This is a genomic window from Paenibacillus sp. FSL H8-0315 (assembly GCF_038005365.1).
Taxonomy (GTDB): Bacteria; Bacillota; Bacilli; order Paenibacillales; family Paenibacillaceae; genus Paenibacillus_AQ; species Paenibacillus_AQ odorifer.
In genome coordinates this window covers 5,922,806-5,944,564 of record NZ_JBBOTA010000001.1, presented here as the reverse complement: position 1 = coordinate 5,944,564, position 21,759 = coordinate 5,922,806, and the positions used below count along the sequence as shown (strand labels likewise).

Below are 21,759 nucleotides of genomic sequence, written 5' to 3'. Positions count from 1 at the left end.
TACGATTTCAATCGAGCAAAAGGTAGTTGGTTTCGAGATGTAGGCGGCTAGGTTGAGCTATAGGGAACTAATTCCACGCACGGAGTAGATAGGTTGAGCTATAGGGAACTAATTCCGCACGGAGTAGATAGGTTGAGCTAAAGGTAGCTAATTCCGCACGGTGTAGATAGGTTGAGCCATAGGTAGCTTATTCCGCACGAAGTAGTTAAGTTGAGCTATAGATAGCTAATTCCGCACGAAGTAGATAAGTTGAGCCCAAGACAGCTAGTTTAAGCAATGGGCAGCACGTTTAGGATCAAATTTGGCAGGCGGTGTTCTTTTCACCAACTATTCGGACTCAGTTGCTCTTATTTCCATAATTCCGCTCATTTTGCCACACTATCGGACTCAGTTGCAGCTATTCACCCAAACCTACTCAAATACTGTACTTAACAAATCCTCAATCATGCGTCCTCACAGGAGTAATTAAAAAAAGTGTGGACGAAGATACGTCCACAGGCAGGATCACCAGTGCCCTTTCTTTTCCCGCGAACCTGATTCTAAGCGTCTCGCTATCGATCGCCCGAAGGATGTCCCTGAAATATTTTCCGTTAAATGCTACTCGAAAATGATCACCTTCCAGATGCTCCAAAGGAATCTCTTCTTTTACATCCCCAATTTCTGCAGTCTTGGACACTAAACTTAGCATGTTAGAAGGAAGTACGCTGAGCATAACACTCTCACTAGCCAATATAGAAATACGTTCAACCACATGTAACAAACGGTCCTTCTTAACAATCACTTCGGAGAGGTACGCTTTTGGGATTAAATTATTGACAGAGGGATAAGTTCCTTCTAGAAGAGCAGACTGAACCCTCAATCCATTAGAAATAAATCTGATCTGCTTGGGGCCTATTTCTAAATCGGTGCTGCTGTCTGCATCATCGTTTAATATTTTTAAAAGATCCTCCAGAGTGCTGCCCGGGATTACAACATCTAAAGGAATTGTCCCGTAATCTTCTACGCTTTCAACAACATGCTGGGCGAAGCGAATGCCATCAGTGGCGACCACACGAATATTTCGCTTATCTATTTGAAACAAAACTCCTGTGAGCACAGGTCTGGCTTCCGATGAAGAGACCGCAAAAACCACTCTTTTAAATATTTGCTTCAGGAGAGTGTTCTTCATGCTTATCCTTTGAATGTTTGGATGATCTATGTATTGGATTCTTGGAAACTCTGCCACATCCGTTCCACATAAACGAAATTGAGTGCTCCCTGATTGAATATTTAATATCAATGACTCTACGATTTCCAGCCTAATTAGTCCAGGATCAAGCTTACGAATGATCTCATAAAAATAACGCGCGGGAACTACGATCTCACCTGTGTTGTGCACAACCATCGAATCCATCTTCACAGGGAGCTTATATTCAATGGTCATTCTTATATTGCTGGCTGTTAATATCAGACCCTGAGTTTGCGCTTGAATAAGTATTCCTGATAGAACACGTGAGGAACTATTCGCGGATATGGCTTTTAATGCTGCCTGTAAAGCGGTACTAAGAGAATCTTTTGATACATGGATTAGCAAAGACTTCACCTAACTCTCCTTAGATTCCTTTACAAAATGCGCCTCAATGATGTTCCGAAATACTTGGGAGCGAGATGCGTTCTGATCCGCGCAAGCCTGCTCTATCTCCTGCCAAACGTCCTCAGATAACGTCAGTGATACCTTTTTAGTTACACCAGTGCTTTTTCTACCTGCACCTTCCCGAAGCCCCCCTCTTGTAAAAAGAAACCCCAACTGCCCGTCTTTAGTAGCTACACCTACTTTGACTTTATCCTCGTTGTTACTTGCGCTATCGCTAGTGACCTTATCTTTAATTTCGCTAATACTGCTCCCCTTTTGTTCGCCCTCGAATTTATGATCACCCAATCCCTCACACCTCCATATTTGAATTTAGTAACTTAAATCAATATATCCACTAATTTCATAATACCATAATCGCCATTAATCCACCACAATTCTAACCACAAAAAAACACCCCAAAGATCGGAGTGTGTGCGGTGAGCTGGGCATGAGTTGGGTATTGCAACGTTAACCCATGGATTTTTTTATTTTGCTTAAAATCGTTTGGGAATGTATGAGTTAATTGCACTTTATACAACTATAAACAATACATTGTGCTGCCCGAGCGAAATAAGTGTATTCTCTGCAACTAAATTCAACGATATTAACAAATTAGTGTGAAAAGACTTCTTTTAACTGCACCAAATGCAACTAAAAGTGACTAAGCTTCTTATCTCCTGCAAATAAGTGTATAAACTGCAACTATCCCGTTTGCCCGCTCGCGGACACACGCACGCACACCCTCATCATCCCACTAACCCAATCTTTATCCCCTCACGCACACCCTCATCATGCCACTAACCCAACCTTCATCCCCTCACACACCCTCATCATGCCACTAACCCAACCTTCATACCCTCTCACTCACCTCATCATGCCACTAGCCCAACCTTCCTCCCCTCCACTCACCCTCATCACGCCCACTAACCCAACCTTCATACCCTCTCATATCCCCTCTCCCAAAGACTCCTTTCCCTACAACTCCCATCTCCATTACCTCAGAACTCCCTACTCATGTAAAAATAGCTCGCCTCATAACTCAACGCGCGGCACATATTAACATCTACTCTTCCACCCACGCGCCTTACTGAAACTACACTATCTCAGGATGTTCTGATAATTTGGTGGGAAGTCTGACTTTTTGGGGTCTTTTAGATGCTTGAACGATTCAAGCTTCACCTTAGGACCAGGAGAGATCCTAAAAGTCATGGTATCTTCTCCAACTGAAATATGTGGACCAACTGTAGGATATACGTTAAGTGTAATCAAGAAATCAAACCCACGGAAACCATTGAGCCGCTTCACCTCAGTCACATCCACAAAGTAAGGATAAACCATTGGCGATTCTCGCAAAAGCGGCGAATAAATATCTGCAATCTTTTTCTCAATATGGGGTAAAAGAAATAACATCAGCATGTCTTGAAACTTAAGTTCGCGAGAATCTTGATCTGGCAGTTGAAGTCCCGAATCAGACCTGGAAGGTGTTACAGATTGAGGTTGAATTAACCTATTTGCGGAGCAAGGTTGTGGCGTCAGAACGAGCATCACTGCGACAAGAAGGGGAGCAATCCAGCTTTTTTTCATCACAATAGCCTCCTTAGGGAACTTTATATAAATTCCCCAAAGAGACCCTATTTCTATACGTTAAATCTCAATCCTGTTAAAAAGAAAGGGTTCTCCCTTAAGATAATTTCTCAGGATCGCTAACGCATACGGCTGTTCTGCTTTTAGACCCTCGGTTTCCCTAGGATCGGATGCGTGATGGCAATAATTTTCGATCATAACCATGACCGTAAAATTCTCTAAGGTCTGAACCCACTCCCCATCAAGCTTGGCGATACTTTCGTACCCCTTAATGACCCCTTCTCTTTGCAATGGATACAGTCCAAGAAGGGTATGTGCCACGTCATAAAGATAATACCCCCAACCACATCTTCCAAAATCAATCGGCCGAGGCTCGCCCTCTTTAAATATGATGTTGCCTTGATGTAAATCTCCATGAATAACGCCATAAGACCTTCTGTTCTTATTTTTATGCTGCTTGCTTAACCAGTTGAATAATTTCTCAGCTGCCGACTGATACAGCACAAACTCATCATCCGTAAGAAAACAATGATAATGCAGCTTTAAACGAAGCATTGCTTTTCGAAAGCTATGTTCATCCCAAACAGGACGATTAAAGCCAGGGGGTAACTCCAGCTCCTGTGCCGCCTTATGTAGCTTGGCTAATAGAACGCCTTCTTTGTAAATTTGTTCTTCGGTAAGATTTTCATTCGCATGTTCCCCTTCAACCCAGCGCATTAAAGAGGCATAAACACCTTCTCCATTTCCCTGTTCCACTCTGAACGTTACAGCACCCGTGCGATCATGAACACCTTTTGGCAGGGGGACATCAATTTTGCTCTTCAAAAGCTCCAGCCACGCGATTTCGGAGTTAATTTCCTCTTTAGATCTCCCCGAATGAAGGCGCAGTAAAAAAGTTCCCTCTTTATTAGTTTCTATAACAAAGGTACAGGTATCCGATAGCTGGTTAAAACGAATCTGCGTCCAATCCAGGTCAAAGTTCTGAAGCGCTATTAAAGCTGCCTGCTTATAATTTTTTCTCATCGCAAAGGAAGGAACAATTCAGTCTCATCGGGCCAGGAAGAGTTCGCAAATTGATAGATTTCTATAACCAATCCACGATCATTACTCTGCAAACTGCTATTAAATTCTCGCTTCATTTCCGGCAATTCAAGCACTTGGACTTGGCTTTCATCATTCATAAATAACCATCCCTTCAATGATCTATAAAAATGAAAACTATCTGAAAAAAATATTTATCTTGAAAATATTTTCAGAAAACTAAATAATAGAAAAGCAATACTTACATGTCGGATCTATCATCTTAACCAAGGTGGAGCTTCATTACAGGCAGAAGAAAGGTTGAACATCGGCATCATGAACGCAATTCCAAACCTCAACAAGGCACAATCACGCAAAGAACGAGCAGGGAAAGAGCCCTTTCCCATCTCTATACTTTCTCTTACGGTAGGCGCTTTTGCGATTGGTATGACTGAGTTTGTTATTATGGGTATTTTACCAAATGTCGCCAACGATTTACAGGTTAGTATTTCGACTGCTGGCCAACTCATTACAATGTACGCACTTGGAGTGGCCGTTGGCGCACCCATCCTGACCATTCTCACGCAGCGTATTCCGCAAAAGAAACTGTTATGTCTTCTCATGATTCTTTTTATACTGGGCAACGGAATCTCTGTGTTTGCACCAAACTATACCGTTCTCATGGTAGCTCGTATAATTACAGCTTTAACTCATGGTACTTTTTTTGGGGTTGGCGCAGTCATTGCATCCAATCTTGTACAACCCAATAAGCGGGCCGGAGCCGTATCTATTATGATGGCAGGTTTAACGATAGCCAATATTGTCGGAGTTCCTCTAGGAACATTTATTGGACAAAGTATGGGCTGGCGGGCCTCATTTGCAGCGATTGCTGTCATGGGAGTCGCCGCGCTGATCGGCATCCTCATTTTTATTCCAAAGCTTAAACAAGAGAAACCAGCGAGTGTTATCCAGCAGATTGCTGCTCTGGCTAATCCAAAGCTGCTGCTATTCTTATTGATCGGGGCGTTAGGGAACGCCAGCTTGTTCACCGTGTTCACATATATTACTCCACTGCTTGAAGAAGTGACCGGTTTTGCTGAACATAGTGTGACTTGGATTCTAGTCTTATTCGGCTGTGGGGTGACCATCGGGAACATCGTTGGCGGAAAGCTTGCGGATTGGAAGCTGATGCCTTCTATCGTGGGACTTTATTTTGCAGTCAGTATGATTCTAACGATCTTTTCCTTCACGATGCATAGCCCAATAGCTGCGGTAATCACAATATTTTTCTGGGGTATGGTGTCCTTTGCCGTCATGCCAGGTCTGCAAATACGGATTATGAGTCTGGCTCAGGCTGCCCCTGCACTTGCTTCAACGACCAGCCACTCCGCCGGGAATCTCGGTAACGCAGCGGGTGCCTTTATTGGCGGTTGGGTTATTTCTCATCTAGCGATCACTTCGCTTCCTTGGGTCGGTGCGGTTCTAGTGGGCCTTGGTCTGGTATTAGGCATAGCTTGTTTTGTAGCAGAACGGAAAGAAACTGTAGCGTAAGCTTTATAGATATGTATACAAAAACGAGGGTGCTCCCAAAGTCATCATGGCTTGAGGCACCCTCGTTTTTTATATTTCAGAGGAACAATTCTGCTCTTCTAATCTTCAACATCTGCTTTGCACCTTTTTGAAATTCATAAGGAACCTCTAGTTCCTCTGCAGTAAACCCTTGCCTCACCAAATCATCAATAAGGCGGTCTAAATGCTTATACCTTTTACAAGAGAGGTCGACTAGTGGAAAGATTCGGAGCTCGCCTCTCGTCACCCGCATGAGTTCCTTAACAGTCTCTAGATGAAATTCATAGTCCAGCCGATCGCTGTACATAAATAGAAAGTGAGCAGATAATGTCAGATCAAATGCTTCATCCGCAAAAGGCAGATCCGGAAGTATCACAGGAACATAACGCTCCGGGGTTTGTCTTCGATCCTTAGTGCTGGCGGTTAAAGCTGCGTTCCTCGCTTCGGTCAGTCCCTCGATTGATTTAAAGTAGTTCCAAACGAAATTATCCTGTACTTTTTCCACTCCGGACATCGCATGCGCAATATCTTGAGCCCCTTTGTCTGCCAGCTCATCTTCAGAGTAATAGTAAGCAATATCAGCAGCCGTTACTTCACCACCCAACTGATTCGCTATTGCTGTAAAAGAGCAAGCACCCGCAGGACAATCCAGAATGCTCTGGCCGATAAGATCTGATTCCAGCAAATCAAACATACGTATATATTCCTCATAGGTTCTGCCAATAAAAACAATTCTCTCCAAATCAAGTTTTCCCTTTGCTCCGCTCATCTCAGCTCACCTTTCCTCTTCTAGGCTCATCTACACTTCTACTTCTGTTTTAATATACGAATAAGGTAATCCATTAGAATACCCAAAATCAAAAACGTTCCAAAATGAATAATATAAGTTGGGAATCTGACGCTGATTAACGCACTATTGGTTCCCCATCTCGGATTATTTACATCAACCATGAAGCTTTCAAAAGGTTCTGTAAAGATCAGTGTATCTATAATAGGGTTCAAACGTACAAGAATAATATTCGCGATCCCCACCCCCAGATAGTCACTCAGACAGATGATGATACTTATAATCGAAAGCCAGAAACTGAATTTCCTCCTAAAAAACATCAAACACCGCCCTTTCTATTTTTTCTATTTCTTAACAATTCGTTTAAAATTCAAAATATCCTTGTCACGGTTAGTTCCTGTTTTAAAAAATGATACAATCTGGAGCTCGCTTGCTTAAGCGGATAATCTGAAAGTTTACATAGGATCCCACAGGTCATATCAATAACCTTCCCCTCCAGCTTCCGTACTATAGTTCCTGCTGGGGCTGGATTCAGCACAATCTCAGGAACAAGTGCCACACCTAAACCACTTCCCACAAAATATTTCAGCGCTGTCATGCTCCCAATCTCCATTGTATCTAGTGGCGGCCCGCCTGATTCCTGCAGCACACTTTCTAATTTTTTACGATAAGGACAATTCGCTGCCGTAATCAGTAAGCGATGACTCTGTAGATCCTCTGGGGTGATACGTTCCTTGGATGCTAGCGGATGCTCTTCTGGTAAAAGTAACAAGAATTCCTCCGCAAATAACGGTTCAAAATAAAGCTCCTTACCGAGCTCTGGTGCCGAGCACACTGCCAAATCAATTTCACCACGCAGGAGTAGTTCACTAAGTGCGACGGTTCCCGCAATATCCACGGAGACTTTCACTTTAGGAAATTGCACCAGAACCTACTTAAAAGCTGCGGCAAACGATAGCTCGCCGTAGGGTCCGTTACCCCTAATCGCACGTTGCCAGCTTCCCCTATTTTTAAATCAGTCAAACGGCTCTGTAATCGTTCCATATCTTTAACGATATGTAAGCTCTCTTCATAAAACAATCTGCCTGCTTCTGTTAAGCTGATTTGCTTCCCCCGCTCAAGCAATTGACATCCCAGATCAGATTCAAGCCTTTGCATCTGCATCGTAACTGTAGATTGGGCATAGTTCAATTCTTCTGCTGCGCGATTAAAGCTTCCGGAAGTTACGATCGTTTGAAAGGTTTTTATTGTTTTCAGATCCATCCTAGTGCCCTCCCCTATTCAATTCAAATAAATTGAATCAAACCTTCATTATATTCAATTATACGAAATTCACTTTTCTCTATAGAATACTTTATAACAACAACATACGCCAACTTAAGGAGTGCATGAGGATGGATCTCAACAATAAAGTCGCATTAGTAACGGGTGGAGGGACTGGAATTGGCAAAGCTGTAAGCTTGGAGCTATCTAAACGCGGGGCTCACGTCGTAGTGAACTATTCTAGATCTGAGGATGAAGCCAATGAAACCGTAAAGACGATTCTGAATCAAGGAGGGCAGGCTATAGCAATACAAGCGAATGTGTCTAAAGATCAGGATGTGCGAAGTATGGTCGATTCGATTATTCAGCATTTCGGGACAATTGATCTGCTAGTGAATAACGCCAGTATAACTAAACATATTGCTCTCGGAGATCTGGAATTGGCAACAGAGGAAGTATGGGATGAGTTATATGATGTAAATGTGAAAGGAATGTTTTTCTGCGCCAGAGCGGTTGCACCGTATATGAATCAAAAAAAATCAGGAGCCATCCTCAATCTCGGCAGCATCGCTGGACAGACAGGTTTAGGCTCATCCCTTCCTTATGCCGTTTCCAAAGCGGCTGTCCACGGTCTTACGAAATCGCTGGCACATGCGCTGGCTCCCCATATTAGAGTTAACTGTGTAGCGCCGGGAGCCGTTGCTACTAGATGGTGGTCTGGACGAGAAGAACAAATGCATAAACTAGCCCCTAATCTGCTGCTTCAGCATATTTCAACCGCCGAGAATATCGCCCAGTTCGTCTGCGCTGCGCTAGAACAGGAAGCAATGACTGGACAGATCATTACCATAGATAGCGGACAAACATTGTAACAGCCAAAACAGCAAATGGTATGTCAGAACTACTTTTAAATATCATTAGCTGGTTTTTGCGTACCGTACAGGAGGAAGTGAAGCGTTGATAGCATAATTGGGGAATTTCTCCCTAAAATTCTAAGTTTTTTGGTCATCCAGCCAATAATTAGGGAAAACCTCCCTAATTATTGGATAATTTGCTGGAAACTAACGAATTCGCCTGATTTTCAGGGAATAATTCCCTGATTTCGTTGATTTAAAGCAAATATCGGCTATTTTCAGGGAGGTTTTCCCTAATTACTATATAGCCAACACTATAGGAACCATAAATGCATCCGACATACCACATATCACATGACTCATAGAACGTAGCACATAGCGTACATACCACCTATAGCCTGAGGGTTAAAGTAAGAAGCTGCCCCAAAAGTAGAATTTTCTACTTTTTAGGACAGCCTCTTCAGCATAACTATTGGTGAAGATTCTTAGTTAGGTTCATTACCCCAGATCAGGTTACCTGAGATGTAGGCGGGCGCTTTTGTCCAGTCTACAAAATTGGTATCAACCGCATTAAAGGAGTAATCTCCGGTTTGAGTGTAATTTGACCAATCCTCTTTAGCTACTCGCACTTGGATATCGATGCTCGCACCCGCAGCTAGTGAACCTGCTGCACTCGAGAATCCAAGCTCCAGATAATAATCCGCATCCGCTTTAGCCGTTGGCAGCTTCACAAACGTGCCCGTTACATTCGCGCTTCCAGCCTGTGACCAATCGCAGAAGAAGCTTTGTGCCTTCTCTCCGTCAATTGTGTAATAATATCTTAATTTCACATCAGAAAGTGCAACGGCACTTGTACTTGTGTTCACCAGCTTAAACTTTGGATTTAGCGTATTTCCGGAAGCAGTCACTGTACCGTTATACATCTGCACTTTCAGTGCTGCTGTAGGAGCTACTGACGTATCTGAGAGAGTGACAACCAAGGATTGTGCCGCTCCGGCACTAAACTCAAAGGTCAGCGTTGTCGTTCCTACCGCTTGAGTTGCCAAATACTCCTTCTTGAGAGTGACTGTTGATCCACTTACCGTATAATCCGTTCCGGCTACGAGGGTTGCCGTTCCGTTCTTGATCGCACTCAGCGTATTTCCGTTCAACGTCATAGTTACTGCAACGTCTGCCTGATTCGCTGTTTTCTTATCAAATCCCGCGCTTGTTGGCGTTATCGTGGAGTTGGATACTGGTGTTGTAGTATCCGTTACCGCTACCGCCAAAGATTGTGTAGCTCCAGCGCTAAAGCTGAACGTCAGCGTTGTCGTTCCTACCGCTTGCGTCGCTAAATACGCTTTTTTAATCGTCACTATTGATCCACTTACCGTATAATCCGTTCCGGCTACGAGGGTTGCCGTTCCGTTCTTGATCGCACTCAGCGTATTTCCGTTCAACGTCATAGTTACGGCGATGTCCGCTTGATTTGCTGTTTTCTTATCAAATCCCGCGCTTGTTGGCGTTATCGTGGAGTTGGATACCGGTATTGTAGTATCCGTGACCGCTACCGCCAAAGATTGTGTAGCTCCAGCGCTAAAGCTGAACGTCAGCGTAGTCGTTCCTACCGCTTGCGTCGCTAAATACGCTTTTTTAATCGTCACTGTTGATCCACTTACCGTATAATCCGTTCCGGCTACGAGGGTTGCCGTTCCGTTCTTGATCGTGCTCAGCGTATTTCCGTTCAACGTCATAGTTACTGCAACGTCTGCCTGATTTGCTGTTTTCTTATCAAATCCCGCACTTGTTGGCGTTATCGTGGAGTTAGATACTGGTGTTGTAGTATCTGTTACGGCTACCGCCAAGGATTGTGTAGCTCCAGCGCTAAAGCTGAACGTCAGCGTTGTCGTTCCTACCGCTTGTGTCGCAAAATACGCTTTTTTAATCGTTACTGTTGATCCACTTACCGTATAATCCGTTCCGGCTACGAGGGTTGCCGTTCCGTTCTTGATCGTGCTCAGCGTATTTCCGTTCAACGTCATAGTTACTGCGACGTCTGCCTGATTCGCTGTTTTCTTATCAAAGCTTGCAGTTATTGGCGTAATGGTCGAGCCTGTAGCTGGTGGATTTACAGGATCAGCATACAAAGTGCCTCGGCCATTCGTACCGAGATATACACGTCCATAGATTCTTGGATCCCCAGTAATCGCCATATTGATCTTAGCGTATTGGTGAGCATCGTCATTAATACGAACCCAAGTTGCGCCAACATCATCGGAACGGAATACGCCCCGTACACCATCAATCTTAGCTACGGTGTACAATGCCATATAAGTTTGGCCCGGAGCAGCCTTCCCATATCCAATAAGATCAGCTTCTTCTACATTCGTTAACTTCGTGAAGCTCGCACCTGAATTAGTGGAGTGCCATAGACCATATTTATTCTCAACCGTATTTCCTCCGGCAAACCAAATGTCACCTTCAATACCTGGAACTGCCTTCATACTGATTTGGGCTTCGTTCGGCTGTAATCCAGCCACATTATTGGTCGGGAAGCCCGAAGCTGCGGTGGCAGTAAATGTAGCTCCACCATCCACACTTACATAGAAGGTTCCAGCATAAAATCCATAGTATTTGTTAGGATTCACGCGATCAGACGCTATCTTCGCTCCAGCCGGTAATCCTGCACTTGCTGTCCAAGAATTGCCTGAGGTTTTGGAATAATACACCCCGATATCTGAGGTGCTCCACAGAATGGAATTACCACTTGCAGAGACAGCTACTTGTCCATGGCCAACCGTTGTTTTGGTTCCATTGGAAGGCTCGGAGTTTGGCATGTACCAATTCACTCCACCATCGTTAGAGATACCAATGGACTTCATACTTGGCGTTTTTTCTTTATCTGCACTGCCTACCCGCACCATATAGGACGGACTCAGTTCAGCATAGTCAATACTCATCGTCGTTGCCCATGAAGGACTGGTCTGGAATTTAGTCGGCGCTACCGACAAATCCTCATGACGGAAACCGGAAACGTCACCAAGTGCAGTGATCAAATGGGAGGTTCCCGTTGGCGGGCTAATTAGCCCCAGCACTGCAGTTTCCTCCACACCTTTTGCCATGACAGAGATATTTACCTTGCCTCCGGTATCCCATGAGGTCAAATTGTTCGAGCCATAAATTGTTGCTCCAGTGCCGTACATCATTCGATTCGAGTTAAATGGATCAATTTCCAAATCACCCATCATCCAGCCTAGCTTCGGTGAAGGATCCAGGGATGTTGAAGTGGTTCCATGATCGAGCCATGGAGCAGCGGTGATGTCCATGCTGAACTTATAAGTCCGTTCTGGATAATTGCCCCAATCCCAAATGCGACTCCAAGTAGCCCCACCATTGGTACTGCGGAAAATAACTTCATCAGGCCACCAAGCGTTTAAGCTGGATACCATCAATGTGTTAGGGTGCTGAGCATCCAGCGCCAATCCACCAAAGCCATACCAGTTATCTTCACCGGTCGTAGGACTGATATTGGTCCAACCCCCACTAGTTTTGTTGTATTTCCAAACTTCACCCTTACTGCCATCATAGGGACCTACACCATTACTATAAGTAATATAGAGATCACCTGTGGATGACAGTTCGCCGTGATGTGGCAAGAACCCCGTAGGTTGTCCAGCCAGAGCTGTCCAGGTTACTCCACCATCTGTACTCCGATATACGCTGCTAGCCGTATCGGCCACACCGACATATATCGTTTGAGTAGCGTTGCCAAGTGTACCTGTGCTCTTATCGAACGTGATCCAAGACAATCCGACAAGATCATTCCCATAATCAAGTGTCGGATTCTGAATATACGTTCCTACGTTTGGAAAAGAGGTTACCTTTGACCAAGTTACACCCGAATCAATACTCTTCCAGAGACCATTACCACTTCTAGCTCCAAAATAGAGAATGTTGTTCTTATTGGGGTCGATGACTAGACGTTCACCAGCGGAACGGCCAGGCATATTGCCACCTACTTTAAAAGGCAGTGGAGTAGTTTGCCAGGTGTTCCCCCGGTCATTAGAGCGCATAATCTGGCCATTATTATCCCAATGATTAGTATACGTACCCGTTGCCATGTAGACTTTATTAGGATCAATTGGGTCTGTAGCCAGAGCATCAACACCATTCTTGTTCCAATCCACCCAGCCTACCGAGTCACTAATTGATGTCCAGCTAGATGTAGCTTGATTCCAGCGATAGGCCCCGCCAATATCTGTTCTGGCATAAATCAGATTCGGTTCAGTTTGATTAAAAATAATTCCGGGTACAAAGCCCCCGCCAGCTCCCGTTACAACGCTTTTCCAGGTGTAAGGTTCACTTGAGGCTGCATGGGTAGTAGCTGGGAATGCAGAGAATAAAGAGCCTACCATCGCGCCAAGCAGGACCAAAAGTCCTGTTTTCCGGATACGGTTACGAATCACGTTTTACGCCTCCTACGATATAATTGGTTTGTTTATGCCTTCTTCTTACTCTATATCCCTGCTCCTCCCTCCCCCTTAATCCATACCTTCAGAACTTAGACTCCATTTTCTGATAACGCTTTCATTATAATGGTAAGGTTTTTCATTATCGAGAGAAAATGGTTATATTTTGCAGAAGATTGTCTCTAAAAATCGTACCATTTTCACACTTCTGGATACAATTTCACTAAATTTTGATTGAAAATAATTCTGCTGATAAAGAAAACCTCCGGAATAAATCCCAGAGGCTTCTGATATAACTATTCTTCACTAGTATCTACAGGCATAACAATCTCTTTTATACCATTAAAATTGCTGATAGTTGTTTGCAACGTGAGCACTGATTCTGAATTTAAGTTTTCTGATTTCAATGAAGTGAATATTTCTGCCTCCACTTTATGCGGCAAAAGTGTAGTTTTATCCAGCGTATATCTTAGTTTAATCTTGTCTGTCAAATTCTGCTTCATCAATTTCATCGTTTCCTTACTCGCATCATGAGACGATATCTCTATCGAAAGTATGTATTCTTGTTCCTCCTCAGAAACAACGATCCCCTGAGAATCTATCCGGTACATGTCTATATAATCATACGGGTCAATAAATCTTTGTGCGATTTGTTTTTCTTTCGCTGGAATATAATCGTCCTGCTTAATAAATAAATCATCCATTACCTTTGTATGATATTCAGTATCCGATATGTATTCTTCTCGTTCCTTTCCTTCCGCAGTCTCCGATTTTAGATATACGGTATAAGGATTTCTAACATAGTCGACATGAAATGAAACAGCGCTCGACCAATGTTTATCTTCACTTTTTTCCGATTTGCTGGATGTTTCTTCTTGTTTCTCCATTTCTATAGTATAGCTCTCCTGCTTAGCCAGTTCACTCCGAGACATGCTGAGCAGCTCCTCTGCACGCTTATCTCCCTCTCCTTCAGCACCTGATTTAGTGTTCGTTGCACAACCTGTCAAACCTAACATACAAATGATACCGATAAAAACCATTTTTCTGATAAACATATTACTTCCCCTTCACTTCAAATGAAATCCAAATATAACTAAATCTATTTTATCATTATAAAGTTAACAGCTTATATGACGGAAAAGGTAGACATGTGAAAAAACGGCTTAAGATACACTTTTACGCTAGGTTTGGTGCTTGGATGCAAATCAAAAAAATACCTCCCCCGCCTTTACAGCAGAAAAGGTATTTAAATAATATTATCCAATTCCCTTAGCTCAATGTGTCAACACAAACTCATCCAGCAGCTTTCCATCCACATCATAGGCCTGATAGGTTAATGTATCCCCGGTAACGTTAATGCCCGCAAACATTTGCTTATTGTTCTGAAAATGCACCGCATGATAGAACTGATCTTCTTTTTTCTCGTTAAATTTCCCTCCAGAAGCGTTGGTCACCACATAGACTGTCCCTCGTTTAGCACCTTTGGAACTCTCACCTTCTGGAACTATTTTTCCGCCACGTAACGGGTAGGATCTGGAGTATTCATGATTATGACCCTGCAGCACTAAATCAACCTCATACGTATCAAAAATATCCGTCCAATTTTCAACTTTCTTATAGGAGTTCCCCCCGTAAGCCGGTCGGTGCATCGCAACGATTTTCCACTTCTTGTCTGTGTTCTTCAGTTCTTCCTTTAGCCACTCCGTTTGCTTTTTTAGATTGCTCTCTGTATTCAGTACCGTTACATGCACAGGTCCATAATCGAAGGAATACGAGGTGCCTGCAATTGAACCCTTTGCCCCATTATCCGGCAGGTTGAAGTGTGAAGTATAATACGTTGCATCCTCATCCACCTCATCATGATTGCCTGTTACCGGCATTAACGGAATCCCCGAAATCCAGCCCTGCACATTGCCAAAAAAATCATCCCAGCCTGCCGAATCCTCCGGATTCTCCGTCAAATCGCCGTTATGCACAATAAATTCAGCTTCAGGAAATGTCTGAAAAGCCTTGTTCAGCGTATTTCCCCACAGCTTAAAATCCTCTGCCGTTTCCCCTTGAGAATCCGTTACGTTGATAAAAGACACACTGTCCAGTCCATCTTCTTCCGTTGTAAATTCCGCTGCCGGACTCCATTCTCCTTCAACGCCACTACCCACTCTATAAGTATATAACGTCCCGGGTTCAAGACCCGTAGCTTCCACTTTATGAACACCTTTGGTGCCATTGTCTGTTTTGATGGAACTACTTTTCGCTTCTACCCTTTGTACATCCGTATTTGTAAAAGAGGACACCTGTCCCTTTACAATCTCCAGAATGCCTGCTGCACTCGAATCACTTGTATACCAAGTAAACGCGCGGCTTGTGCTCGCATCTCCCTTAAAGGTAGTCACGAGATCATACGGTGCTGGTGAATTTGCATTACTTCCGCTTTTCGATCGTTCCAACCCATAAGCCACTAAAATAACCACAATCACAAGCACTCCTAGGATTATGGCAAATTTATAGTCTCTCATCACGGTACCTCCTTATGAAAATTTCTCTCTAGCCTTCTAAATAAGATAGCCCCCTACAAAGTCAGAAGTCAAATCTGCACACGAATCTTTATACAGACTTTTGTTAACGCAGTGTAAAACATTCAGCAAACATTCAGTCTATTTTAAGTTAAGCATAAGGTCTGTCTCCTAGAATTAGTCAAGCAGGAAGGTTAGCCAGAGATAGAGAGAGAAACGAGGTGTGAAAATGAATAAGAAGCTTCAATTCCGGCATGAACTTAAATTTTTCATTAACTATCATCAATACCTTATATTGCGCCAGCGATTGCAAAGCTTGATTGATAAAGATCAACACGCTAATGAGAGTGGAGAATACCACATTCGGAGTTTGTATTTTGACGATATCAACAACACGGCACTTGCAGACAAGCTCGGCGGTCTCCGAGAGCGGGCCAAATACCGGATTCGCATTTACAACATCCAAGACAACATCATTCACTTTGAGAAAAAAATTAAAATGGACGATTATATCGCCAAAATCAAAGAACCACTAACCCGGCAAATGTACGACGAGATTATGGCGGGCAACTACGAAGTGCTGAACGTCCCGGACAGTCCGCTGTTCATGGAGTTATACGATCAGATGCGCCATAACCTGCTGCGACCCAAGGTCATCGTGGATTATGTTCGCGAGCCTTATGTTTGCCACAACGGTAATGTGCGAATAACGTTCGATAAAGAACTACGTACGGGCCTGCACTCTACGGATATTTTCGATAAGGATTTGCATCCGATTCGGGCGATTGATGAGAACTTCATAATTTTCGAAGTGAAATTCGATGAGTATATTCCGGAGTACATTAAAATCGCGTTGCAGCTGGAGGGACTGAATAGGCAGTCCGCTTCGAAATACGTGATCTGCCGCAAATTCTTAAAAACTAACACTTGGGAGGATTATTGATTATGAATGCATCACTAGCACCGCTAGCAGCTACAACAACGACTACAGATACTACAAATAATTTTTCAGACATTATTAAAAACTCGGTGATCGACAATTTTGTATCTGATATTAGTATCTCCAAGATGCTGATTACCTTGGGCGTAGCTTTTCTGATCGGATACTTCATTTACCTGCTCTACAAACGTGTCTTTAGCGGCGTTTTATATTCCAAAAGCTTTAACGTCTCACTCATGGGCATGACCATGATTACAGCTACTGTCATTATCGCGATTAACTCTAACCTTGTGCTGTCCCTCGGTATGGTCGGCGCATTGTCCATCGTTCGTTTCAGAACACCAATCAAAGATCCAACTGATCTGATCTTCTTGTTCTGGGCAGCTGTAGCAGGGATTGTAACTGGAGCAGGATTTTTCACCTTGGCTATTATCGGTTCGATCATTATCGGCCTCATTTTGTTCCTGTTCATCAAACACTCTTCTATCGAAACGCCATACTTACTGGTCATTAACTGCGACAGTGATGAAAGTGAACGTGAAGTACACAGCCATATCACCAAATCCGTAAAACGCTACAATGTGAAGCAAAAAACAGTCTCCGCAAACAATATTGAATTGACGCTGGAGCTTCGTCTGGATGATAAAGTAGGCGGCTTTGTCAACACAGTCTCTGACCTAAAAGGTGTCAAAAATGCACTCTTGATCAGCTATAGCGGTGACTATGTATCTTAATTACAACGAGATGAAAGGCGGTGCCCCAGATGAAAACCAGAGGTAAGTCAATCCTGCTGAGTTTTTGCTGCCTGCTGCTGGTCATCGCCGTAGCCGGGTGTCAGAACGCAAGTCCGTCTGCAACAAATAATCCAACGTCTGATGCTCAGGACAAGGTCATTTCGAGCGATGAGAAAAAGCTAGACGAGCAGGTCTTTCCAAAAGATAAGGTCGTGGATGTCAAAATCACCTTGGACCCGGACGATTTTCAGGATATGCTGGATAATGCCAGTGCTGAAGAATATAAAATGGCTTCCGTCGAGTACAACGGTATGAAATACGATAATGTAGCTGTACGGACCAAAGGAAATCTCAGTCTCAGAAGCGTAGTACAGATGACAGACTCTGACCGCTACAGCTTCAAAATTTCTTTTGATGAGTATGTTAACCAGAATTTATTCGGCATTACTAAGATCAACCTGAATAATAATTACAGCGATGCTTCTTATATGCGTGAATTTCTGACCTATGAGCTCGCTGAAAGTGTCGGTCTCCCGACGCCAAAATATTCCTTCGTAAATGTGTATGTAAATGATGAACTGAAGGGTTTTTATCTTGCAGTAGAACAGATCAGTGATGCTTATCTGGAACGCAATTTCGGCAACACTTATGGTGCACTTTATAAAGGTGTAATGACCGGTCAGGGCAGTGATTTGACTTGGCTAGGCGATGATCCATCCCTCTATACTGGACTAGAAATGAAATCCGATAAGTCCAATGATGATATTCTTGTCGACATGCTGAATGAGCTAAACAACGGCACCGATTATGAAAAATACATCGACGTAGAGGAATCGCTGAAGTATATCGCTCTAAATGCGGTCACGGGTAATATGGACAGTTATTTAGGTGGAAATAAGCAGAATTATTACTTATATGAAGACGATGGGGTCTTCTCGATTCTGCCGTGGGATTACAATATGGCTTTTGGCGGCATGGGAAGCGCAGATGTGTTAATTGACGAGCCTACCCAAGGTGCGTTGGCAGAACGACCACTGATTGCGAAACTGCTCGCTAATGATGAATACAAAACGAAATATCATGAGATTGTTAGTGAGATGATTACTGGCTATCTAGCGGACGATACGTTCCAGGCTCGGATGGATGAGCTGAACACGATGATTTCCAGCTATGTCAAAGCGGATCCATCCGCCTTCTACACTTTCGAACAGTATGAAAATGGGATAAAGGCTGTTGAGACCTTCATGTCGAACATGGCCACAAGTATCCAGCAGCAACTCGACGGTACCATTCCTTCCTCCGGTGACGGATCAGGAAGTGGTGGTGGCATGGGCGGCGGTGGCTTTGGTGGCGGCGCTAAAAATGGCGCAGCTCAAGGCGCTGCGGGTGCTGGGCAGGCCACAGGTGCGGATGGCGCTGGGCAGGCCACAGGTGCGGTTGGCGCTACTGGTAATGCTGGCGCAAATGCAGCTGCACCAAATACCGAAGGGCAAGCGGCTACGGGTGGACAGACTGCCCAAGGCGGTGCAGGTGGTGAGCCTGGTGCCATGGGCGGACCGGCTATCCCTAATGGCGGCGAGGGGCCTGGCAGTAACTCACAAGCAGCTGCGGGTGGGCAGACTACACAAACAGGGCAAACTGCTCAGGGTGGACAGGCCAACACTAACGGGCAAGCTGCTCAAGGTGGACAAACCAACACTAACGGGCAAGCTACTCAAGGTGGACAAACCAACACTAATGGCCAAGCTGCTCAAGGTGGATTTGACGGCGGCGCGGGTGGTGAGCCTGGTGCTATGGGCGGACCCGCTTTCCCTGAAGGCGGCGGAAATGGTCCTGGTGGTGGCGGCATGGGCGGCGGTGGCTTTGGTGGCGGTATGCCTGGTGGTATGGGCGGTGGCGACTTTGGTGGTGCTGGTACTATGCAGCAAAAAGGCAGCACGAGTGAAGCCATCACAACTGGCGTCGCCATCCTTCTCCTAATACTAACCGCTGCTTTCGTAACCTTTTACAAACGCAAACGGCTGTAGATAAGTAAAAAGTATCCTCATCACCAATTAATTCATGCAAGAAGCCTCCGTCGTTTATTGACGGAGGCTTCTTGCATGAACACTATATTCTTGTATCACAACTAGTTCCCGCTTACTCTTTTCGCCCGCGCAATATACTTATGGTTGCTATTAAAAAGGCTAGTAAAGAGATCCCTAATGCGATATAGACCATTGGGTTGACACTGGTGGAGTTGTTCTCGCTTTCCATGATGGCATTATGTTCTTCCATGCTCATGCCATTGTCACTGGAACCATGAGAATGTTCATCCCCACCGGAGGCTTGCACAATCGAAGTAATAGAATGCGGACTTTCTGTTCCTGCCTCACCAGACCACTGCACCAAGCTGCCATCGGCATAATGCTGATAAGCATCCCAAGCAATGTCGCCTGCAGTATCAGGATTCTTTGCTGTGAAATAGAAACGTTGGAATTGCCCTGCTTTAATTCCTTCTCCATTAGCTATCCAGCTAACTTTGTTCCCCTCAATGGTAACATCCCAGCCCGGTGTAGCCTCATATTGCTTGAACTCGGCACCTGCCGGGATTCGTAGATCCACTTGTGTAGTCGCCACATCTTTTTCTGAAGGAACTTTAAGTGTGTAAGTCTCCCATGCTCCGGTACTGGATTGTGCTGGTGCTACGGTTACGTGCGCGCTAGCCACGGCTGCGAACAACAGAAGTGTTGCAGCGGCTGGTGCGAAGAGTGTCATTATTTTGCGAGATAATCTGTTCATAGTTAGAGTGCCTCTTTCTTTAAGTAATTTTATCATTATTCACTTTCATCTCTATCCTCATATTTACCGCGGAAAATCACGTTTACGTGAAGCAAGCCCCTGCTCCAGAGCATAACGCGTCAGCTGCGTACGATTTTGGAGTTGAAGCTTCTGAAGGATGTTTTTCAGATGGTTTTTTACGGTATGCTCCGAAATCGACAGGCTTATGGCAATCTCTTTATTCGTCGATCCGGAAGACACACAGCTTAAAATCTCCTTCTCCCTCGCCGTCAAAGACTCCCCTTCGTCCGTTAATGAAGGAACGGTAAATTCTTTCAAGATTTGAAAAGCCAGCTCCCGGCTTAGCGGTGCTTCTTCATTCACAATCGCTTGCAAATATTCAATCCAGGTGGAAGGTGCCAGATTCTTCAATAAGTACCCTTGTGCGCCTTGCTTCAATGCTTCGAGGAGGTGGGAAATTTCGTCCGATACCGTAACGATAACGATTTTGACATAGGGATATTCCTGCTTGATCCGGCGAGTAGTCTCCAGCCCGTCCATCTCCGGCATCTGAATGTCGATAAGAATGAGATCAGGCATCCACTGGGCCGTGAACGCGATCGCCTCAGGACCACTCTCCACTACACCAATGACCTCAAAACTATCATCCATGGACAAAATCTCACACATCGCCTCACGTGCATGCGCATGATCATCCACAACCAAAACCCGGTACCGGCTCATAAACTTCCCCCTCCTTTCGTAATTTCCACATTTGTCCCCGTATTGTCGGAGCTCACCTGAAGCTTCCATCCCATTCCTTCGACACGTTCCTTCATGATCTGAAGGCCGTAACTTCCGTTCACCTCAAAGGGATCATGCTGAAATCCTTCGCCATTGTCGACAATCGCCACGCTCCAGTTTTTCTCAGTGCCTGCACCTGTGATAGAAACCTTCGCCGCTCTTGTATGCTTACGCACATTAATAATAGCCTCTCGGATACAAGATAGCAGCTCTGCTTTTTCCGAAGGAGAGAGGGCTTCATCCTGTAGACTCCAATCCAAGGAAACCTCAATCATAATCTCGTTAGCCATTTGAGCAAGCTGATCTTTAACCGACTGTTCCAATGAAAAAGAGTGCTGCTCAGACACTGGTACCTTCAGATTGGCGATCGCCTGTCGAACATAACGGTTCACCTCGTGGACGGTCTTTTTGATCTGATCCACATTTTCTTCGCTGACTTCCCCATTCCTGCGGCTTGCTTCCAGACGATCTATTTTGACAGATAAAAGAAATAAAGATTGCGCCATCCCATCATGCAGTTCCTTAGCTAGCCCTTCCCGGGCTTTCATTGCCTCTTTGAGCGCACGTTCCTGCTCCAGCTCCCGCTGATTCCGCTCCATCAGCGAAAACAAAGGGACGAGCAAAACAAGAGTGAACAAAAATACGAGGACAGGTGTCAAATAATTCCCCAGATCCATCGAGATATAAGGCATTAGAAACTGATGGCGCACGACCTCCCAGATCCCTACCATTAGCGTTGGCAGTAACAGGATCATATACTTGATTCGGTTATACGTTGCTGTCCCCTCCCGTACATCTTATGATTAACAATATCACCGTCACAATTCTGCTACATGACTCGATCGGGCTATTTAAAGTTCTTATTGTTACA

At 44.5% G+C, this 21,759-nt stretch carries 18 protein-coding genes and 3 pseudogenes; 5 read left to right on the top strand and 16 right to left on the bottom strand.

Going from position 1 to position 21,759, the window contains the following annotated elements:
- Positions 1–439 precede the first annotated feature (439 nt).
- The 5 genes from dnaN to MHB56_RS25705 form a co-directional block, all read right to left on the bottom strand.
- Positions 440–1,582: a DNA polymerase III subunit beta gene (gene dnaN / locus MHB56_RS25725; RefSeq protein ID WP_339281972.1), complete on the bottom strand. Its 1,143-nt coding sequence runs from the start codon at positions 1,580–1,582 to the stop codon at positions 440–442.
- Positions 1,583–1,918: a hypothetical protein gene (locus MHB56_RS25720; RefSeq protein ID WP_248548037.1), complete on the bottom strand. Its 336-nt coding sequence runs from the start codon at positions 1,916–1,918 to the stop codon at positions 1,583–1,585.
- Positions 1,919–2,710: 792 nt separating this feature from the next.
- Positions 2,711–3,196, bottom strand: coding sequence for a DUF3888 domain-containing protein (locus MHB56_RS25715; protein ID WP_256715141.1), 486 nt, complete (start codon positions 3,194–3,196; stop codon positions 2,711–2,713).
- A 60-nt stretch (positions 3,197–3,256) separates the two neighbouring features.
- Positions 3,257–4,219: a phosphotransferase enzyme family protein gene (locus MHB56_RS25710; protein WP_341144166.1), complete on the bottom strand. Its 963-nt coding sequence runs from the start codon at positions 4,217–4,219 to the stop codon at positions 3,257–3,259.
- A complete protein-coding gene (locus tag MHB56_RS25705; RefSeq protein WP_179087399.1) occupies positions 4,216–4,377 on the bottom strand; it encodes a hypothetical protein in 162 nt (53 codons plus the stop codon). The genes MHB56_RS25710 and MHB56_RS25705 overlap by 4 nt, the downstream gene beginning before the upstream one ends.
- A gap of 175 nt (positions 4,378–4,552) precedes the next feature.
- On the opposite strand from MHB56_RS25705, the gene MHB56_RS25700 reads away from it, so the two are divergent.
- A complete protein-coding gene (locus MHB56_RS25700) occupies positions 4,553–5,767 on the top strand; it encodes an MFS transporter (protein WP_076129958.1) in 1,215 nt (404 codons plus the stop codon).
- Positions 5,768–5,843: 76 nt separating this feature from the next.
- On the opposite strand, the gene MHB56_RS25695 is transcribed toward MHB56_RS25700, so the two are convergent.
- The 3 genes and pseudogenes from MHB56_RS25695 to MHB56_RS25685 all read right to left on the bottom strand — a co-directional run bounded on the left by MHB56_RS25695 (position 5,844) and on the right by MHB56_RS25685 (position 7,835).
- Positions 5,844–6,554, bottom strand: a complete 711-nt coding sequence (locus MHB56_RS25695; protein WP_341144165.1) for an SAM-dependent methyltransferase — start codon at positions 6,552–6,554, stop codon at positions 5,844–5,846.
- Between the two features lie 38 nt (positions 6,555–6,592).
- Positions 6,593–6,892: a hypothetical protein gene (locus MHB56_RS25690; RefSeq protein ID WP_076129917.1), complete on the bottom strand. Its 300-nt coding sequence runs from the start codon at positions 6,890–6,892 to the stop codon at positions 6,593–6,595.
- 50 nt (positions 6,893–6,942) lie between these two features.
- Positions 6,943–7,835: pseudogene (locus MHB56_RS25685) on the bottom strand (LysR family transcriptional regulator).
- A 131-nt stretch (positions 7,836–7,966) separates the two neighbouring features.
- Here MHB56_RS25685 and MHB56_RS25680 point away from each other — a divergent pair.
- Positions 7,967–8,707 (top strand): SDR family NAD(P)-dependent oxidoreductase, encoded by a 741-nt coding sequence (locus MHB56_RS25680; RefSeq protein WP_339281968.1) that lies wholly within the window; start codon positions 7,967–7,969, stop codon positions 8,705–8,707.
- A gap of 467 nt (positions 8,708–9,174) precedes the next feature.
- Here the strand turns inward: MHB56_RS25680 and MHB56_RS25675 are convergent, their stop codons facing one another.
- The 5 genes and pseudogenes from MHB56_RS25675 to MHB56_RS25660 all read right to left on the bottom strand — a co-directional run bounded on the left by MHB56_RS25675 (position 9,175) and on the right by MHB56_RS25660 (position 15,653).
- On the bottom strand, positions 9,175–9,957 hold the full coding sequence (locus MHB56_RS25675) for a X2-like carbohydrate binding domain-containing protein (RefSeq protein WP_339191176.1): 783 nt from the start codon (positions 9,955–9,957) through the stop codon (positions 9,175–9,177).
- A gap of 3 nt (positions 9,958–9,960) precedes the next feature.
- Positions 9,961–10,185: pseudogene (locus MHB56_RS29905) on the bottom strand (X2-like carbohydrate binding domain-containing protein); the annotation flags it as partial.
- 33 nt (positions 10,186–10,218) lie between these two features.
- Positions 10,219–13,083, bottom strand: a pseudogene (locus MHB56_RS25670) (X2-like carbohydrate binding domain-containing protein); the annotation flags it as partial.
- A gap of 350 nt (positions 13,084–13,433) precedes the next feature.
- Complete coding sequence (locus MHB56_RS25665; RefSeq protein ID WP_076278106.1) at positions 13,434–14,192, bottom strand: DUF6612 family protein; 759 nt, start codon at positions 14,190–14,192, stop codon at positions 13,434–13,436.
- A 219-nt stretch (positions 14,193–14,411) separates the two neighbouring features.
- A complete protein-coding gene (locus tag MHB56_RS25660) occupies positions 14,412–15,653 on the bottom strand; it encodes a purple acid phosphatase family protein (protein ID WP_341144164.1) in 1,242 nt (413 codons plus the stop codon).
- 226 nt (positions 15,654–15,879) lie between these two features.
- On the opposite strand from MHB56_RS25660, the gene MHB56_RS25655 reads away from it, so the two are divergent.
- The 3 genes from MHB56_RS25655 to MHB56_RS25645 are packed head-to-tail and all read left to right on the top strand — an operon-like array spanning position 15,880 to position 19,351.
- Positions 15,880–16,593 carry a polyphosphate polymerase domain-containing protein gene (locus MHB56_RS25655; protein ID WP_036683495.1) on the top strand — a complete coding sequence of 238 codons (714 nt, stop codon included), beginning with the start codon at positions 15,880–15,882 and terminating at the stop codon, positions 16,591–16,593.
- A 2-nt stretch (positions 16,594–16,595) separates the two neighbouring features.
- On the top strand, positions 16,596–17,324 hold the full coding sequence (locus MHB56_RS25650; RefSeq protein ID WP_036683492.1) for a DUF4956 domain-containing protein: 729 nt from the start codon (positions 16,596–16,598) through the stop codon (positions 17,322–17,324).
- A 29-nt stretch (positions 17,325–17,353) separates the two neighbouring features.
- Positions 17,354–19,351, top strand: coding sequence for a CotH kinase family protein (locus MHB56_RS25645; RefSeq protein ID WP_341144163.1), 1,998 nt, complete (start codon positions 17,354–17,356; stop codon positions 19,349–19,351).
- A 112-nt stretch (positions 19,352–19,463) separates the two neighbouring features.
- Here MHB56_RS25645 and MHB56_RS25640 read toward each other — a convergent pair whose 3' ends face one another.
- The 3 genes from MHB56_RS25640 to MHB56_RS25630 all read right to left on the bottom strand — a co-directional run bounded on the left by MHB56_RS25640 (position 19,464) and on the right by MHB56_RS25630 (position 21,598).
- Complete coding sequence (locus MHB56_RS25640; RefSeq protein ID WP_076187371.1) at positions 19,464–20,105, bottom strand: DUF1775 domain-containing protein; 642 nt, start codon at positions 20,103–20,105, stop codon at positions 19,464–19,466.
- A 63-nt stretch (positions 20,106–20,168) separates the two neighbouring features.
- Positions 20,169–20,828, bottom strand: coding sequence for a response regulator (locus MHB56_RS25635; protein WP_076130654.1), 660 nt, complete (start codon positions 20,826–20,828; stop codon positions 20,169–20,171).
- The gene (locus MHB56_RS25630; RefSeq protein WP_341144162.1) at positions 20,825–21,598 is read right to left on the bottom strand and encodes a sensor histidine kinase; all 774 of its coding nucleotides are present in this window, start codon (positions 21,596–21,598) and stop codon (positions 20,825–20,827) included. The genes MHB56_RS25635 and MHB56_RS25630 overlap by 4 nt, the downstream gene beginning before the upstream one ends.
- Positions 21,599–21,759 lie beyond the last annotated feature (161 nt).

Bases quoted from the DNA above. Each gene is read 5' to 3' on its own strand.
- MHB56_RS25690 (WP_076129917.1), bottom strand. From the start codon at position 6,892: ATGTTTTTTAGGAGGAAATTCAGTTTCTGGCTTTCGATTATAAGTATC.
- MHB56_RS25635 (WP_076130654.1), bottom strand. From the start codon at position 20,828: ATGAGCCGGTACCGGGTTTTGGTTGTGGATGATCATGCGCATGCACGT.
- MHB56_RS25655 (WP_036683495.1), top strand. From the start codon at position 15,880: ATGAATAAGAAGCTTCAATTCCGGCATGAACTTAAATTTTTCATTAAC.
- MHB56_RS25715 (WP_256715141.1), bottom strand. From the start codon at position 3,196: ATGAAAAAAAGCTGGATTGCTCCCCTTCTTGTCGCAGTGATGCTCGTT.
- MHB56_RS25680 (WP_339281968.1), top strand. From the start codon at position 7,967: ATGGATCTCAACAATAAAGTCGCATTAGTAACGGGTGGAGGGACTGGA.
- MHB56_RS25645 (WP_341144163.1), top strand. From the start codon at position 17,354: ATGAAAACCAGAGGTAAGTCAATCCTGCTGAGTTTTTGCTGCCTGCTG.
- MHB56_RS25640 (WP_076187371.1), bottom strand. From the start codon at position 20,105: ATGAACAGATTATCTCGCAAAATAATGACACTCTTCGCACCAGCCGCT.
- MHB56_RS25665 (WP_076278106.1), bottom strand. From the start codon at position 14,192: ATGTTTATCAGAAAAATGGTTTTTATCGGTATCATTTGTATGTTAGGT.
- MHB56_RS25700 (WP_076129958.1), top strand. From the start codon at position 4,553: ATGAACGCAATTCCAAACCTCAACAAGGCACAATCACGCAAAGAACGA.
- MHB56_RS25695 (WP_341144165.1), bottom strand. From the start codon at position 6,554: ATGAGCGGAGCAAAGGGAAAACTTGATTTGGAGAGAATTGTTTTTATT.
- MHB56_RS25650 (WP_036683492.1), top strand. From the start codon at position 16,596: ATGAATGCATCACTAGCACCGCTAGCAGCTACAACAACGACTACAGAT.
- MHB56_RS25660 (WP_341144164.1), bottom strand. From the start codon at position 15,653: ATGAGAGACTATAAATTTGCCATAATCCTAGGAGTGCTTGTGATTGTG.
- MHB56_RS25710 (WP_341144166.1), bottom strand. From the start codon at position 4,219: ATGAGAAAAAATTATAAGCAGGCAGCTTTAATAGCGCTTCAGAACTTT.
- MHB56_RS25705 (WP_179087399.1), bottom strand. From the start codon at position 4,377: ATGAATGATGAAAGCCAAGTCCAAGTGCTTGAATTGCCGGAAATGAAG.